Origin of the sequence: Bradyrhizobium sp. CCBAU 21365 (genome assembly GCF_015291305.1) — a bacterium.
Taxonomy (GTDB): Bacteria; Pseudomonadota; Alphaproteobacteria; order Rhizobiales; family Xanthobacteraceae; genus Bradyrhizobium; species Bradyrhizobium elkanii.
In genome coordinates this window covers 9,289,172-9,304,882 of sequence record NZ_CP030036.1, presented here as the reverse complement: position 1 = coordinate 9,304,882, position 15,711 = coordinate 9,289,172, and the positions used below count along the sequence as shown (strand labels likewise).

The 15,711-nt window shown below is 63.9% G+C and carries 12 protein-coding genes; 6 read left to right on the top strand and 6 right to left on the bottom strand.

Annotated features, from left to right (window positions below):
- Positions 1 to 164: 164 nt before the first annotated feature.
- Entirely contained in the window at positions 165 to 575 is a 411-nt protein-coding gene (locus XI02_RS44000; RefSeq protein WP_016847399.1) for a (deoxy)nucleoside triphosphate pyrophosphohydrolase, read from the bottom strand.
- Positions 576 to 749: 174 nt separating this feature from the next.
- Between XI02_RS44000 and XI02_RS43995 the strand changes: the two genes are divergently transcribed.
- Positions 750 to 2,078, top strand: a complete 1,329-nt coding sequence (locus XI02_RS43995) for a TadE/TadG family type IV pilus assembly protein (RefSeq protein WP_172646370.1) — start codon at positions 750 to 752, stop codon at positions 2,076 to 2,078.
- Positions 2,079 to 2,241: 163 nt separating this feature from the next.
- On the opposite strand, the gene argJ is transcribed toward XI02_RS43995, so the two are convergent.
- Both argJ and XI02_RS43985 read right to left on the bottom strand, forming a co-directional pair.
- Positions 2,242 to 3,483 (bottom strand): bifunctional glutamate N-acetyltransferase/amino-acid acetyltransferase ArgJ, encoded by a 1,242-nt coding sequence (gene argJ, locus XI02_RS43990; protein WP_026191993.1) that lies wholly within the window; start codon positions 3,481 to 3,483, stop codon positions 2,242 to 2,244.
- A gap of 341 nt (positions 3,484 to 3,824) precedes the next feature.
- Positions 3,825 to 4,751 carry a peptidylprolyl isomerase gene (locus tag XI02_RS43985; RefSeq protein WP_172646371.1) on the bottom strand — a complete coding sequence of 309 codons (927 nt, stop codon included), beginning with the start codon at positions 4,749 to 4,751 and terminating at the stop codon, positions 3,825 to 3,827.
- A 391-nt stretch (positions 4,752 to 5,142) separates the two neighbouring features.
- On the opposite strand from XI02_RS43985, the gene secA reads away from it, so the two are divergent.
- A complete protein-coding gene (gene secA / locus XI02_RS43980; RefSeq protein ID WP_172646372.1) occupies positions 5,143 to 8,007 on the top strand; it encodes a preprotein translocase subunit SecA in 2,865 nt (954 codons plus the stop codon).
- A gap of 266 nt (positions 8,008 to 8,273) precedes the next feature.
- Here secA and XI02_RS43975 read toward each other — a convergent pair whose 3' ends face one another.
- Positions 8,274 to 8,903 (bottom strand): TetR/AcrR family transcriptional regulator, encoded by a 630-nt coding sequence (locus XI02_RS43975; RefSeq protein ID WP_244980890.1) that lies wholly within the window; start codon positions 8,901 to 8,903, stop codon positions 8,274 to 8,276.
- 147 nt (positions 8,904 to 9,050) lie between these two features.
- On the opposite strand from XI02_RS43975, the gene XI02_RS43970 reads away from it, so the two are divergent.
- Both XI02_RS43970 and XI02_RS43965 read left to right on the top strand, forming a co-directional pair.
- Positions 9,051 to 10,148: an HlyD family secretion protein gene (locus XI02_RS43970; protein ID WP_244980891.1), complete on the top strand. Its 1,098-nt coding sequence runs from the start codon at positions 9,051 to 9,053 to the stop codon at positions 10,146 to 10,148.
- Between the two features lie 81 nt (positions 10,149 to 10,229).
- Entirely contained in the window at positions 10,230 to 11,750 is a 1,521-nt protein-coding gene (locus XI02_RS43965; RefSeq protein WP_016847406.1) for a DHA2 family efflux MFS transporter permease subunit, read from the top strand.
- Between the two features lie 145 nt (positions 11,751 to 11,895).
- Here XI02_RS43965 and XI02_RS43960 read toward each other — a convergent pair whose 3' ends face one another.
- Positions 11,896 to 12,330 carry a VOC family protein gene (locus XI02_RS43960; protein WP_172646373.1) on the bottom strand — a complete coding sequence of 145 codons (435 nt, stop codon included), beginning with the start codon at positions 12,328 to 12,330 and terminating at the stop codon, positions 11,896 to 11,898.
- Between the two features lie 165 nt (positions 12,331 to 12,495).
- Complete coding sequence (locus XI02_RS43955) at positions 12,496 to 12,939, bottom strand: MarR family winged helix-turn-helix transcriptional regulator (protein ID WP_016847408.1); 444 nt, start codon at positions 12,937 to 12,939, stop codon at positions 12,496 to 12,498.
- Between the two features lie 178 nt (positions 12,940 to 13,117).
- On the opposite strand from XI02_RS43955, the gene XI02_RS43950 reads away from it, so the two are divergent.
- A complete protein-coding gene (locus tag XI02_RS43950) occupies positions 13,118 to 14,299 on the top strand; it encodes a substrate-binding domain-containing protein (RefSeq protein WP_172646374.1) in 1,182 nt (393 codons plus the stop codon).
- Positions 14,300 to 14,378: 79 nt separating this feature from the next.
- Positions 14,379 to 15,563 carry a substrate-binding domain-containing protein gene (locus XI02_RS43945; protein ID WP_172648999.1) on the top strand — a complete coding sequence of 395 codons (1,185 nt, stop codon included), beginning with the start codon at positions 14,379 to 14,381 and terminating at the stop codon, positions 15,561 to 15,563.
- The last annotated feature ends 148 nt before the right edge of the window (positions 15,564 to 15,711 follow it).

Here is a 15,711-nt window from a genome sequence, read left to right as displayed (position 1 = left end):
GCGGGCGTCTAAGCGATTTCGGAATAATGGAATTATTCCGGTGAGTTGCCCGACGTGTCAAGTGGCCCGGTCGAACGCCGGCCACCGCCCCCTGCTTTGCATGGGGTTGTTTTCGATATTTTGGATAGCCGCGCCTCCCTCGCAAGCGGGAGAGGCTCCGAGGATCACAGCAGCAGGTCGATCAGATGCGGCAGCAGCGGGATGTCCGCGGGCGGCATCGGGTAGTCGCGCAGCTTGCTCGCGCGGACCCAGGCGAGGTTCTGGCCCTCGCGCGCCACCGCGACGCCTTCCCAGCGCCGGCAGATGTAGAGCGGCATCAGCAGATGGAAGGTCTCGTAGGCATGGCTGGCGAAGGTCAGCGGCGCGAGGCACGGCTCGCTCACGGTGATGCCGATCTCCTCATGCAGCTCGCGGATCAGGGTCTGCTCCGGCCGCTCGCCGGGCTCGATCTTGCCGCCGGGGAATTCCCACAGGCCGGCCAGCGCCTTGCCCTCGGGGCGCTGTGCCAGCAGCACGCGCTTGTCGGCATCGACCAGCGCGCAGGCGACGACGAGGGTCAGTTTGATGTCAGCCATGCGGCGGGGGATTCCTTCCAGTCTGCAAGCTTTCATTAACCAGCAACGCGGCGCCAGCCAAACGATTTATGCCCGCGCGGCTTTCCGCGATCGCGATAAGCCGGCCTTAATTCGTATCCGGCAGGGTGAAGGTTCTCATTTATCTGCCCATCATATTCTTTGCCGACATAATCCATGAGCACCTTGATCCGGACCATCAGCCGTTTCCGCCGCGATCGCTCCGGCAACATCGCGGTGACCTTCGGCCTCGCTGTGCTGCCGCTCGTCGTCGCAGTCGGATGCGCGATCGACTATTCCCGCGCCAACCAGATCCGCAGCAAGCTGATATCGGCCGCCGACGCCGCGAGCGTCGGGTCGATCGCCAAGGCATCGCCCGGCTTCATTGGCGCCGGCGCCATGACCTCGGACGGCGAGATATCGGCAGGCGAAGCCGATGCGACCAAGATCTTCAACGGCAACATCTTCAACCAGAACGGCTTCACGCTGACCAGCGTGACGCCGACCATGACCAAGACCGGCGGCGTCATCACCTCGACGGTCAAGTTCACCGCCGATGTCCCGACCATGTTTCTCGGCGTGATCGGGCAAAGCAAGATGACGGTGACCGGCGCGTCGACCTCGACCGCGAACATGCCGCTCTATATCGACTTCTATCTCCTGCTCGACAACTCGCCGTCGATGGGCGTCGCGGCGACGCCCACCGACGTGACCAAGATGGTCAACAACACGTCCGACCAGTGCGCCTTCGCCTGTCACGACTACAATAATGCCAACAACTATTACAATCTCGCCAAGACGCTCGGCGTCACGACGCGGATCGACGTGCTGCGCAGCGCGACCCAGCAGTTGATGGACACGGCCGCGAACACCGCGACCTATGCCAGCCAGTACCGGATGGCGATCTACGATTTCGGCGCGTCGTCGAAGACGATCGGCCTGCGCGCGCTGTTCTCGCTGTCGACCAGCCTGTCCAGCGCCAAGTCCGCGGCCGGCAACATCGACCTGATGGGCGTCTACGGCAACAACGATGCCTACACCGCCGACAAGGACAGCCAGTTCTCGACGGTGCTTCCGGCCATCAGCAACGCGATCAGCGCACCGGGCCCGGGCACGGCGGCGGCGCCGATGAAATATCTGTTCTTCGTTTCCGACGGCGTGGCCGACGAACCGAATTCAAGCTGCCTGAAGCCGATCAGCGGCGGCAATCGCTGCCAGTCGCCGATCAATCCGGCGCTGTGCACCGCCATCAAGAACCGCGGCATCAAGATCGCGGTGCTCTACACGACTTACCTGCAGCTGCCGACCAACAGCTGGTACATGACCTGGATCGATCCGTTCAACCAGGGCCCGTTCGGCCCGTCGCCGAACAGCCAGATCGCGCAGAACATGCAGGCCTGCGCCTCGCCGGGCTTCTATTTCGAGGTCAGCCCGACGCAGGGCATTGCCGATGCGATGAACGCGCTGTTCAAGAAGGCCGTCGCCGACGCGCGGATCTCGAGCTGACGTCGCACGTCTTATCTCTCCCGTCACCCTGAGGAGGTCGCGAAGCGGCCGTCTCGAAGGGCGACGGCCCGACTTTTACCTCGCGCCGCCATCGGGGCCGTGCATCCTTCGAGACGCGCGCAAAGAGCGCGCTCCTCAGGATGACGGGTAGAGAGGTGTGCGATTACGACCGGTAATCGCCGTTGATCGCGACGTATTCCTTGGTGAGGTCGCAGGTCAGCACGCGGTCTTTGGCCTTGCCGAGGCCGAGCGCGACCTTGATCTGGATCTTCGGCGCCTTCATCGCCTCCGACACCTCCTTCTCATTGTAGGACGGGTCGCGCGCGCCGCTCTTGGCGACGCGGATGCCGTTGAAGGAGATCGAGAGCTTGTCGCGGTTGGCGGGCTCGCCGGCCTTGCCGACCGCCATCACCACCCGGCCCCAATTGGCGTCCTCGCCGGCGATCGCGGTCTTCACCAGCGGCGAATTGGCGATCGACATCGCGATTCTGCGCGCCGACGGTTTGGTGGTGGCGCCCTCGACCACGACCTCGACCAGCTTGCGGGCGCCTTCGCCGTCGCGCGCCACCTGCTCGGACAGATCAGCGAGAATCTGCTGGAACGCCTTGGTGAAGGCCTTCAGCCGCGGGTCGCTGGCGCGCGAGATCTTCGGCGCGCCATGGGCGGCAGCGGCGCCGGTCGCGAATGCCAGCAGCGTGTCCGAGGTCGAGGTGTCGCCGTCGATGGTCAGCGCATTGAAGGTGTCCTCGACGCCGGCCTTGAGCAGGGATTGCAGCACCGATGCCGACAGCGGCGCGTCGGTGAAGATGAACGACAGCATGGTCGCCATGTCGGGCATGATCATGCCCGCGCCCTTGGCCATGCCGTTGATCGTCACCCTGGCCTTGCCGAGCTTCACGGTCGCGGTCGCGACCTTGGGGAAAGTGTCGGTAGTCATGATCGCCCTGGCCGCGTCCATCCAGCGATCGGGGGTCGCGGTCTCCGCGAGCTGCGCCAGCACGCCGTCGAACTTGGTGGCGTCGAGCGGCTCGCCGATCACGCCGGTCGAGGCGAGGAACACGTCCGACGTCGAGCAGCCGACCGCCTTCGCCGCGATTTGCGCGGTCAGTGCGGTCGACGCCTTGCCGGTCTTGCCGGTGAAGGCGTTGGCATTGCCGGAATTGACCACCAGCGCGCGCGCAGCCCCGCCCTTCAGCTTGGCGCGGCACCATTCGACCGGCGCCGACGGGCACTTCGACTTGGTGAAGACGCCGGCCACCGTGGTGCCCTTGTCGAGCAGCGCGAGCAGCACGTCGGTGCGTCCCTTGTAGCGGATGCCGGCGGCAGCGGTCGCAAGCCGCACACCCGCGATCGCGGGCATCTCGGGAACGTCTGATGGGGCGAGGGGAGAGACGGCGGTGGACATCGGCAAGCTTCCGGCTAGGGGAGGGAAGCGCTCCATAACATCTCGCCGTGCGAAGCGGGAGAGGGCTGCGATGCGAACGCGCTGTCATGAATTGTTCAAGGAAGCAGCAGTCCCGATAGAGCCCAACGGGTCGTGTCCCATCTGCTCCTTCCCCCTGAAAGGGGGAAGGTCGGGATGGGGGTCAGCCGCGGATGCCGCTGCATGCTGAGAGAGCAGATCCCCACCCGCTTTGCTCTGGCGAGCAAAGCGACCTCCCCTTTTCAAGGGGAGGTTAAGGCGGAGCAAAAACGCAAATGGCCGGGACATGCCCGGCCATCGCAACTGCATCTGTTTCGCGAAGCTTACTTCTTCGCCGGCGCCATCTTGTTGTCGGCCGGCTTCGGCGCGTCCTTGGCGGCATCCGCCGGCGCGGTGGCGTCGGCCGGCTTGTCCATGCGCTCGACCTTGGCGGCCTCGCGCAGCTTGGCGACGTAGTCGGCCTGCGCCTTGCGGGTCACATAGGTCTCGATCTGGGCCTTCACCTGCTCGAAGTCGGGCGCCTTGCGGTTGCGCTTTTCCTCGACCTTGATGATGTGCCAGCCGAACTGCGACTTCACCGGATCGGAGATCTTGCCCGGCTCGAGCGAGAAGGCGACCGCGGAGAATTCCGGCACCATCTGCTCCTTGGTGAAGAAGCCGAGGTCGCCGCCGTCGGAGGCGCCGGGGTCCTTGGACTTCTTCTTGGCGAGCTCGCCGAAGTCGGCGCCCTTCTCGAGCTCGGCCTTGATCGCCTTGGCCTCGTCCTCGGTCTCGACCAGGATGTGGCGGGCGCGCACCTCCTGCTCGCCGGTGATCTGCTTGGCGGCCTCCTCATAGACCTTCTTCATGGCGTCGTCGGTGGTCGCGGCCTTGCCCTCGCTGGCAAGCAGGCTGTCCATCAACAGGCGGTTGCGGGTGAAGGCGAGCCGCTTCTTGAAGTCGTCATTGTTCTCGATCTTCTTGTCCTCGGCGGCCTTGGACACGATCTTCATGTCGATCAGGAAGGACAGCACGTTGTCCTTGCGGGTCGAGGGGTCCATCTGCTGCAGGCTCGGGCCGAGTTCCTCCTCGGCGAGCGCCACGTCGCTGGCGTGGATCTCCGAGCCGTTGACCTTCGCCAGCACCGGGTCGGATTCCGCGGCCCGGACCGGGAGGCCGGCAGCCAGCACTGCGACAAGACAGCCCGTCGCGGCCAGGGTGGCGAGGCCGAGGCGCAGGCCGGTTTTGGTTTCCGGGGGCGAGGTGGTCATGCAAAATCCTTGTCTCAAAGGGGGGAAGCTCGAGCGGGGCGGACACTCGCCCAATCGTGTTACATTGGCAACGCGAAAGTCTTGTCAAAATGATGAATTCCTTGACATCTTGCCAGCGTTGACAACCCCCCGACCGGGCCATATCTCTGGCCAACCGCGTCAGCGGTGAGAGCGCTTATTTTGCTGCGTTTTTCGCCGTTGAACCCAGGATGGCCTGTTTCCCACTCAATTGGCGGAGGAGCTCCGGGCCGGGGCTCGAACCGTAGCGCGTCACGGTGAGTTGATAGGCGATCCGGCGGACCATCTCAGGCTGTAATCCAGACTGAATTCCAAGACCGAACTTCAAGACTGAACGAAGACCGAACCCGAGACCGAAGAACAGGAATTTCGCATGATCGGCGCGCTCGCCCGCAAGTTTTTCGGCTCCGCCAACGACCGTCGGGTCAAGGGGTATCAGTCCCGCGTCAACGCCATCAACGCGCTGGAGCCCGAGCTCGTCAAACTGACGGACGATCAGCTCAAGGCCCGCACCGCCGAATTCAAGCAGCAGCTCGCCAGCGGCAAGACGCTCGACGACATCCTGGTTCCGGCCTTCGCCACGGTCCGCGAGGCCGCCAAGCGGACGCTCGGCCAGCGCCATTTCGACGTTCAGCTGATCGGCGGCATGGTGCTGCATGAGGGCGACATCGCCGAGATGAAGACCGGCGAAGGCAAGACGCTGGTTGCGACGCTTGCGGTCTACCTCAACGCGCTCGCCGGCAAGGGCGTTCACGTCGTCACCGTCAACGACTACCTCGCCCGCCGCGACTCCGGCTGGATGGGCCAGATCTATTCGTTCCTGGGGCTGACCACCGGCGTGATCGTGCACGGCCTCGACGACGCCGAGCGCAAGGCCGCCTATGGCTGCGACATCACCTACGGCACCAACAACGAATACGGCTTCGACTATCTGCGCGACAACATGAAGTACCGCCTGGAGGACATGGTCCAGCGCGAGCACTACTACGCGATCGTCGACGAAGTGGACTCGATCCTGATCGACGAGGCGCGCACGCCGCTGATCATCTCCGGCCCGCTCGACGACCGGTCGGATTTCTACAACACCATCGACACCTTCATGCCGCAGCTGAGCAAGGTCGCCGACTTCGAGGTCGACGAGAAGCAGCGCACGGTGACGCTGACCGAAGGCGGCATGGAGAAGCTGGAGAACCTGCTGCGCGACGCCGGCCAGCTCAAGGGCGACTCGCTGTACGACGTCGAGAACGTCTCCGTCGTGCATCACGTCAACCAGGCGCTGCGCGCGCACACGCTGTTCACGCGTGACAAGGACTACATCGTCCGCGACGACGAGGTCGTCATCATCGACGAGTTCACCGGCCGCATGATGCAGGGCCGGCGCTATTCGGAAGGCCTGCACCAGGCGCTGGAAGCCAAGGAGCACGTCACGGTCCAGCCCGAGAACCAGACGCTGGCCTCGATCACCTTCCAGAACTATTTCCGGATGTACCAGAAGCTGTCCGGCATGACCGGCACGGCGCTGACCGAAGCCGACGAACTGTTCGACATCTACAAGCTCGAGGTCGTGGAGATCCCGACCAACCTGCCGGTGGCGCGCCTCGACGAGGACGACGAGGTCTACCGCACCCAGAACGAGAAATATGCCGCGATCCTTGCCGAGATCGAGCGCGCCAACAAGCGGCTGCAGCCGGTGCTGGTCGGCACGGCGTCGATCGAGAAGTCGGAAGTGCTGGCCGAGTACCTGAAGAAGCACGGCTACAAGCAGATCGACTTCACGTCCGAATCCGGCATGGAGAAGCTCTATGCCGCGGCGCGCGCCGGCAAGCCGGCAAAGCTGTTCGCGGTGCTGAACGCGCGCTTCCACGAGCAGGAAGCCTATATCGTCGCGGAAGCCGGCGTGCCGGGCGCGATCACGATCGCGACCAACATGGCCGGCCGCGGCACCGACATCAAGCTCGGCGGCTCGCTCGAGATGCGGATCCAGCAGGAGACCGCCGCGATCACCGATGAGGCCGAGAAGGCCAGGAAGATCGAGCAGATCAAGGCCGACATCGAGCGCTTCCGCGAGATCGTGCTGAAGGCGGAAGAGGATTTCGAGGTCGAGCCCGCCAAGGGCAACAAGTCCGCGAAAACCGTGAAGAAGCCGGGCGGCCTCTACATCATCGGCTCCGAACGTCACGAATCCCGCCGCATCGACAACCAGCTGCGCGGCCGCTCCGGCCGTCAGGGCGATCCCGGCCGCTCGAAGTTCTTCCTGTCGCTGGAAGACGATCTGATGCGCATCTTCGGCTCCGACCGGCTCGACAGCATGCTGCAGCGGCTCGGCCTGCAGGAAGGCGAAGCCATCATCCATCCCTGGATCAACAAGGCGCTCGAGAAGGCGCAGCAGAAGGTCGAGGCGCGCAACTTCGACATCCGCAAGAACCTCTTGAAATTCGACAACGTCCAGAACGACCAGCGCAAGGTGATCTTCGACCAGCGCGTCGACCTGATGAAGGACGACAGCGTCGTCGAGACCGTGACCGACATGCGCCACGCCTTCGTCGAGGACGTGGTCGCCAAATACATTCCCGAGCACGCCTATGCCGAGCAGTGGGACACCGCCGGCCTCAAGGACGAGCTGAAGCGCGTGCTCGATGTCGATCTGCCGGTCGACGAATGGGCCAAGGAAGAGGGCATCGCCGACGAGGAGCTGCTGACCCGCATCGAGACCCATGTCGACGAGCGCATGGCCGCCAAGGTCGCGCAATGGGGTCCCGACGTGATGCGTTACGTCGAGAAGACCATCCTGCTGCAGACGCTGGACCATCTCTGGCGCGAGCACCTGATCATGCTCGATCATCTGCGCCAGGTGATCGGCCTGCGCGGCTATGGCCAGCGCGACCCGTTGCAGGAGTACAAGACCGAGGCCTTCAACCTGTTCCAGGAGATGAGCGCGCATCTGCGCGAGGCCGTCACCGCGCAGCTGATGCGGGTCGAGATCGTGCCGCCGGAGGAGCCGCCGCAGCCGCTGCCGCTGATGGAGGCACACAAGCTCGATCCCAACACCGGCGAGGACGAGTTCGCGCAGGCCCGCCTGACCGAGGCGACCTACGCCCAGGCCTCGCTGGCGCCCGGGATGATTGCCACCGACCGCAATCCGAACGACCCCGCAAGCTGGGGCAAGGTCGGCCGCAACGAGGACTGCCCCTGCGGATCAGGCAAGAAGTACAAGCACTGCCACGGGCGGTACGCGTAAGCCATCGCACGCGCCGGCGGCCATCTCAGGCACGCACGTGATGCAATGTGGTCTTCGCGCTATCCGGAGCGGGTGCCCGCAGGCATCGGTATCTAAACCAGAGGCAATAACGGGCTCGATGACGGAGCGGAGCGCTGCGTTGCGCTCGTCCGCTTGAGTCCTCAAGAGTGGACACGTCGTCGGGCTGGGCAACCGTTCTTGTTTGCCTCTGACATCGACATCACGCGGGGCACTCCAGCTTCTGTTCAAGCCGTTGTGCCCGTCGCTCACCGAGCCGCGCCGACCATGAAAACACGAACGGCCGATCGAACAGCCGCTTCGGCTTGTGCGGATGTCGGCGGCGGTCGCAATCCCAAAACGACCTGAAGGTGCAGATCGTCGCGGATCATGCCAAGGAAGTGCTCGGCCAGTCTTTCGCAATCGCGCTGTTGAAGGCCCCATTGCTTCGCGTTCTCGCGAAGAACCGCAGCCAGCCGAGCGCTCGCCCGACCCGGGCCGGCGGCAAAGAAGGTTTTCGCTAGATCAGGGAAGCGCGCGCCCTCGCCGACGACAGTACGGTAAAGCTGAAGAGCTTCCGGAGACATGACAACGTCGATGTACCTTCTGCCGACCTCGTAAAGGGTTGATTCAAGGTCGTTGCGTTCGAACGTGCTCTCCGAGAGAGGCGCCATGGCGCGCTGCGAAATCTCCCCCACGATCGTCGCGAACAACTGCTCCTTGTTGCCGAAATAGCTGTAGATCGTCCGCTTCGATCCTCCGACCTTCGCGATCACCTCATCGACGCTCGCTCCAGCAAAGCCGGAACGAAAAAACACTTCAGTCGCTGCCTCGAGAAACTCCGCGCGTCGCGCATCTCTTTTCCCCGAGCCGCTCGAAGGATCATCAACTTCAGCCAAGTTTGTGCACCTCTCTGCTGCCAGCCGCTGTTCGTCGCGTCTCGCGGGCCCTTCCAACCATAACCCTCTCATCTTGACCTGCATCTCTCAATACGGTACGGTACCGTACCGTAGCAAATCAATTAGCCGACGCAAGGAAGCCTTGAGATGAGACGAATTGGACGCCGTGTGATCGTCGGGGCAGCCGTTTCAGTGACGATCTTGGCGGTTGAGATCGGATGGGCGTGGTGGGAGTACGCCCAATCGACAGAGACGACGGACAACGCGTACGTCCACGGCGATATCACCGCGATCGCGCCGAAGGTTGCAGGTTACGTCGCGGAAGTCGCAGTACACGACAATCAGGCGGTCTCAGCCGGAGACATCCTCGTCCGAATCGCGGACGAGGATTATCGCGCACAGCGGGACCGGGCTACGGCTTCGGTCAGCCAGGTCCAGGCGGCCATCGAGAACCTTGCGAGGCGTAAGGACCTGCAGCAGGCAGTCGTTCGCGAAGCTGAGGCGTCATCCCAGATGGCCCAAGCGGATCTGGATCTTGCCGAACGTCAATTCGGTCGGACCAGCCATCTGCTGCAAACCGGCGCAGTCTCCGTCCGTGTCCACGACACCGCCATTGCGGATCAAAGCCGCGCGCGAGCTGCGCTGGCGCGCAGCCAGGCAGCGATCACCGCAGCGCGCGAGCAAGAGGCAGTGCTCGCATCAGAATCGGCTCAATTCGCGGGGCGTCTCGCGGAGGCCCGAGCCGGCCTTTCGCTTGCTGAGATCGCTTTGTCCGAAACCATTATCCGCGCTCCGGTCGCTGGCATCGTTGGAAATCGCCGGGTTCGGCTGGGCGAGTATGTTCGCCCCGGCGGAAGTCTGCTCTCGATCGTTCCGGTTGACGGCGTCTGGGTGGTCGCCAACTTCAAGGAAACCCAGATTTCCCGGATGCGAGTCGGGCAGCCCGCCGAGATAACTGTCGACGGCTACGCGAATGTCAGAATGCGTGGAACGATCGACAGTCTTTCACCGGGCAGTGGTGCCGCCTTCAGCCTCATTCCGCCCGATAACGCGACCGGAAACTTCGTGCGGATTGTACAGCGTGTCCCCGTCAAGATCCGCCTCGACCACGCGAACGCATTACACGGCCGGCTCGTTCCGGGAATGTCCGTCGACGTGTCGGTTGACCTCACGACGCATGCGAAGCCGGCCCCAGGCCGCGCGCCTGAGGATGCCACGGTATCGCTCTTTCGCGAGGCGCACTAGGTCATGAGCTGCTCTGCGCAATCTGTGGCGGAGGCCTCTTCAGGTGAACGATCTGCCTTGCGAGGATGGGTCCTCCTCCTCTTGATCCTTGCGACAGCCACAGATGCCATCAACAGCACGGTGCTGGTGATCGCGCGGGCCCAGCTCATGGGTTCTACCCACACCACGACCGATGAGATCGCATGGGTCAACATGGCCTACCTCGCGGCAAAGCTCACCTGCTTTCCCGTCGCTGCCTGGCTTTGCGTTCGGGTAGCTTCAGGAAAGCTCATCCTTGCTGCCACGACGGTGCTGCTCGTGAGCTTGGTCGGCTGTGCGATGACTCACCACCTCGAAGTTCTCATCATGTGGCGCATTCTCCAGGGTGTCGCCGGTGCGGTGCTGCTCGTCTGCAGCCAATTTGTCTTGTTCGAAGCCTTTCCACGACGGCAGCAGGGCGTCGTGCAAGCGGCCTTTGCATTCAGCGTCATCATGGCGCCGACGACGTTGACGCCAGCGCTCCAGGGATGGGCGGTCGATACCGGAAGCTGGTCATGGATATTTTGGGCCAGTTTCCCGCTCGCACTCTGCGGATTGATCGCCGCTCTCCTGCTTCCCCTTGCCGGCATACCCAGAACGGAAAGCAGGCCATTCGATTGGACCGGCGTCAGCCTTATGGCTACCGCCATGACGGCGATCGTGTTCGTCACCCAGGAAGGCAGCCGATACAATTGGTTCGATGAGCCCGAAATCGTCGTGCTCACGATTGTCGCCATGATTGCCACTGTGTCGTTCGTCGTCTGGCAATTTGCGTCGCAGCGCCGTGGCGCGCTGATCGACTTCGGCGCCTTTAGGGACGAGCATTTCAGCTTCGGCTTCCTGGTGAGCTTCGTCGCCGGATGCGCGCTGTTCGGCAGTGCGTTTATCATTCCGGCTTTTGCCACGAACGTCCTTGATTTCTCGCCGACCTATGCAGGCTTTCTGCTGTTGCCGAGTGGACTTTGCGTGTGCGCCGGCCTGCTCGCGGCGGGTTCGGCGATCCAGTTCAGATCGCTCGATCCTACGAGGCCAATCCCCATTGGCATCCTCTGCTTCATGACGGCGATGTGGGTGATGTCGGGATCGACCTCACAAAGCGGATTACCCGATCTGGTTGCTGTCCTGCTCCTCCGCGGCTTTGGCCTGGGTTTGCTGTTCGTGTCTCTCACGCTCGTGACGCTCAACGGATTGAACGGCGTGGCTCTCGCTCACGGAATTGCCTTGTTCAATGTAGGGCGCCAGCTGGGAGGCCAGGTCGGGATCGGCTGGCTCGCGACCTATCTTGATCATCAGAACGTGCTGAACAGGACTGTGCTCTCCCAATTCATCACTCCTGGAAATCCGGCCTTCATTCAGCGCCGGGAAGCTATCGAGACGGCGCTGATTTCGAGAGGCTTCAACCCCGAAGACGCGGGACAAGCCGCGATCAGGGTGATTCAGCAGGAATTCGGACGCCAAGTCGCAACCGTGTCATTCAACGAATGCTTTCTGGCGGTCGCGGTGTTATTTCTCGGCGCCGCTCCAGTCCTGATCCTGGCCAAGATCATGCTGCATCGCCTTTCTCCTCATCGACCCATGCCATGAGAGGCAGACTCTGCCGGTGCATCCGACAAGTCTGGCCGCAGTCACACCCGATCGATATGAAGGCGAGCCGCGGCAGGTCGGTGCTGCCGCTGGCAAAACCAGCGGCTTGCACGGGCCGTATCGCAAGGGCTAACGCAGGGAGAGCTTACCCGGCGAAGGCCTTGTCGAGATCGGCGATCACGATCTTCTGCATCTTCAGCATCGCCTGCATCGCGCGATCGGCTGCCTTGCGGTCAGGGGCGCTGAGATAGCGGCCCAGCGCTGATGGGATCACCTGCCAGGACAGGCCGAATTTGTCCTTGAGCCAGCCGCAGCGCGATTCCTGGCCGCCGTCGGTGAGCTTCTCCCAGAAGTAGTCCACCTGCTCCTGGGTCTCGACGCTCAGGAAGAACGACACCGCCTCGTTGAACTTGTGCTGCGGCCCGCCATTGAGCGCGTGGAACCGCTGCCCCTCGAGCTCGAAGGTCGCCATGAAATCGTTGACGGTCTCGATCTTGGCGTTCGGAAACACCGATTTGTAGAAGGCGACGGCATCGCGGACGTTGTTGTCGAGCCAGAGGAACGGCGTGATCGAAGTCATGACGGGAAGTCCTCGCTAATTGTCGATCGGGGAAGCCTGCGCAACGGCACGCGAAGGCTGCGCCGCAGGGCGCGCCCCAAGGACGCACCAAACCGCCGCATCCCGACATTTCCTGCCGGTCTTTTTTCGGTGGTTTCGATAGGAATGCGCCGGGCCGGCGCGGCCTTAATTGGCGCTGCCGATCAGGCTTTCCAGCAGGCGCTTGAGCTCGGTGGTCGACTTGTCGCCATAGCTCTCGACGATGTGCTCCTCTTGGCTCACCGCGAGCGAGTTGAGCCGCCGGCACAGCGCCTTGCCGCGGTCGGAGACGAACATCAGCACCTTGCGGCGATCCTTGGGATCCTGGACGCGATAGACCAGGGCGTCCGACACCATGCGGTCGATCATCTTGGTCAGCGTCGGATGGTTGAGCAGCACGGCATCCGCAAGCTCGCCCATCGAGTGGCCGTTGCCGTCGGACAGCACTTTCAGGATGCGCCACTGCTCGACCGGCACGCCTTCCTTGGCGAGCCGCGTCTCCAACTGCCGGTTGATCTCCCGGTTGGCTTGCGCCAGCAGGTAGGCGAGATGTTCGGTGATCGGGGAATTTTCTTTCGGCGGTTTAGCCACGGCGTGAGACCTGGTTCCTGACCCGGTGAATGAATGTCCGGCAACTCATGCCGTTTCTATATGCACTTCAATTGTTGAATATTCAATATTTTCACCTAGGATATTCCCCCAACCAAGGGGCGGATGCCGCGACCGCCCGCTGGCTGCGTTGCGTACTGCTTCCCAGACAGGAGTTGGCGTGCTCTCGACGGTCTCTTTCCAGGCGTATGGCGGCATGCCCGTCGCGCCGCCGCTGCTGTTTCGAAACCCGTCGTCCTGCGCGGCCGATCTCGCTTTGACCGTCAAGCCGGGCTCGTCGCGGCGTGGCGGCACCGACAGCAAGCTTCGAATCGGCAATTTCATCACCTTCTCCGGGGCGCCCGGGATCTGGGGGCCGATCTCCGCCAACAGCGTCATGCTCGCGGTCGCCGAGATCAACCGGCGCGGCGGTATCCGCGGCCGCGAGGTCGAATTGTCGATGTACGACGCCGGCGGCTCGATCGAGGAGGTGGTGCGCCGCGCCGAGCGGGCGATCGCCTTCGACGAGATCGACGTCATCATGGGCTCGCATATCTCGGCGGTGCGCCTCGCGCTGCGCAAGGTCACAGCCGGCCGTATCCCCTATGTCTACACGCCGGTCTATGAGGGCGGCGAGCGGACGCCGGGGGTGATGGCGATCGGCGAGACGCCGCGCGCGGAAAGCCGGCCGGCGATCCACTGGCTCACCGAGGTCAAGAAGGCGCAGCGCTGGTACCTGATCGGCAGCGACTATGTCTGGCCCTGGCAGTCGCATCGCGCGGTGAAGCGCTACATCAAGGAGGCCGGCGGCCATGTCGTCGGCGAGGAATTCGTCCCGCTCGGCGAGGACAATCACGAGCCGCATCTGGCGCGGATTCGCGCCGCCAAGCCCGACGTCGTGCTGATCAGCCTGATCGGCACCGACAGCATCACCTTCAACCGCGCCTTCGCCGAGGCCGGGCTTGCGGCGACCACGCTGCGTTACGCCGGCGCGATGGACGAGACCGTGATGCTCGGCATCGGCCCGGACTCGACCGAGAACCTGTTCTGCGCTTCCGGCTATTTCGGCTGCATCGATTCGCGCGCCAATGACGACTTCCGGACCAGCTACCGCGCGATGTTCGGCGAGCATGCACCGCCGATCGGCTCGGTCGGGCAGTCCAACTACGAGGGGATGCGCTTTCTCGAGGCGGCGGCCAATCAGGCGCGCTCGCTGTCGATCGGACCGTTGTCCGCCGCAGCGCACAACCTCGTCTACAGCGGCGCCCGCGGCACCGTCACCATTCGCGACGGCCGCGCCGAAATGCCGATCTATCTTGCCGAGGCCGACGGTCTCGACTTCAATGTGATCAGGACGATCTAGATGGACCGGGCGATGCCGCGCTCGCCGCGCGGCTTGCCGGTGCCAGACAGGAGCAGGTGTGCATTCGACGCCCTACGTCATGGCCCGAACCTCGAGCAACAGGTATGGCGGCCTTCCATGCCCGCCATCCCTGCTGTTCCGGAACCTGACGTCGGCGCGGTCCGATCGGGTGTTTTCCCCGATGGATCGGGACGGTTTCGGTCCGCGCGGCGCGCGCAGCCGGTTGCGGATCGCCGGCTTCGTCTGCTGCACCGGCTCGCCCGGGATGTGGGGACCGGCCGCGACCTCAAGCGCGCAGCTTGCCGTCGCCGACATCAACCGGCGCGGCGGCATCCTCGGCCGCGAGATCGAGTTCTCGGTCTATGATGCCGGCGGACCGATCGAGGAGGTGCTCGACCGCGCCGAGCAGGCGATCGCGTCCGACGATGTCGATCTCATCATGGGCATGCACACCAGCGCGGTGCGCGTCGCGCTGCGTGGCCTGATCACCCGCAGCAAGATCCCCTACATCTACACGCCGGTCTATGAGGGCGGCGAGCGGACGCCCGGCGTCATCGCGATCGGCGAGACGCCGCGCTGGCAGAACCGGCCGTCGATCCACTGGCTGGCCGAGGCGAAGCGCGCCTCGCGCTGGTACCTGATCGGCAGCGACTATGTCTGGCCCTGGCAGTCGCACCGCGCGGTGAAGCGCTACATCAAGGAGACCGGCGGCCAGGTGGTCGGCGAGGAGTTTGTGCCGGTCGGCGAGGACAATCACGAGGCGCAGCTGGAGCGCATCCGTGCCGCGAAGCCCGATGTCGTGCTGATCTCGCTGATCGGCACCGACAGCGTGACCTTCAACCGCGCCTTCGCCGATGCCGGCCTTGCCGCCACCACGCTGCGCTTTGCCGGCTGTTTCGACGAGACTGCGCTGCTCGGCATCGGCGCCGACAAGACCGAGAACCTGTACTGCGCCTCCGGCTATTTCCCCTCCGTCGGCTCGCAGGCCGGCGACGATTTCAGGGAGCGCTATCGCGCGATGTTCGGTGCGTTCGCGCCGCCGGTCGGCTCGTGCAGCGAGTCGGCCTATGAAGGGTTCTGCCTGCTCGAGGCCGCCGCCAAGCGCGCCGGCACGCTGGACATGCGGCCGCTGCTCGCGGCGGCGGACAACCTCGTCTATCGCGGCCCGCGCGGCCCGGTCACGGTGCGCAGCGGCCATGCCAGGATGCCGATGTATCTTGCCGAGGCCGACGGCCTCGACTTCAGGGTGATCAAGGCGATCTGAGTCTTTCTTCACCTCTCCCGCTTGCGGGGGAGGTCGCATTGCATCGAAGATGCAATGCGGGTGGGGGTTCTCTCCACGATATGACTCGCGGTGGCACCCCCACCCCAACCCTCCCCCGCAAGCGGGAGAGGGAGCCTTGCGAAATAAT

Coding starts and splice junctions, on each gene's coding strand:
- XI02_RS43995 (WP_172646370.1), top strand. CDS start 750: ATGAGCACCTTGATCCGGACCATCAGCCGTTTCCGCCGCGATCGCTCC.
- XI02_RS43985 (WP_172646371.1), bottom strand. CDS start 4,751: ATGACCACCTCGCCCCCGGAAACCAAAACCGGCCTGCGCCTCGGCCTC.
- argJ (WP_026191993.1), bottom strand. CDS start 3,483: ATGTCCACCGCCGTCTCTCCCCTCGCCCCATCAGACGTTCCCGAGATG.
- secA (WP_172646372.1), top strand. CDS start 5,143: ATGATCGGCGCGCTCGCCCGCAAGTTTTTCGGCTCCGCCAACGACCGT.
- XI02_RS43970 (WP_244980891.1), top strand. CDS start 9,051: ATGAGACGAATTGGACGCCGTGTGATCGTCGGGGCAGCCGTTTCAGTG.
- XI02_RS44000 (WP_016847399.1), bottom strand. CDS start 575: ATGGCTGACATCAAACTGACCCTCGTCGTCGCCTGCGCGCTGGTCGAT.
- XI02_RS43945 (WP_172648999.1), top strand. CDS start 14,379: ATGGCCCGAACCTCGAGCAACAGGTATGGCGGCCTTCCATGCCCGCCA.
- XI02_RS43960 (WP_172646373.1), bottom strand. CDS start 12,330: ATGACTTCGATCACGCCGTTCCTCTGGCTCGACAACAACGTCCGCGAT.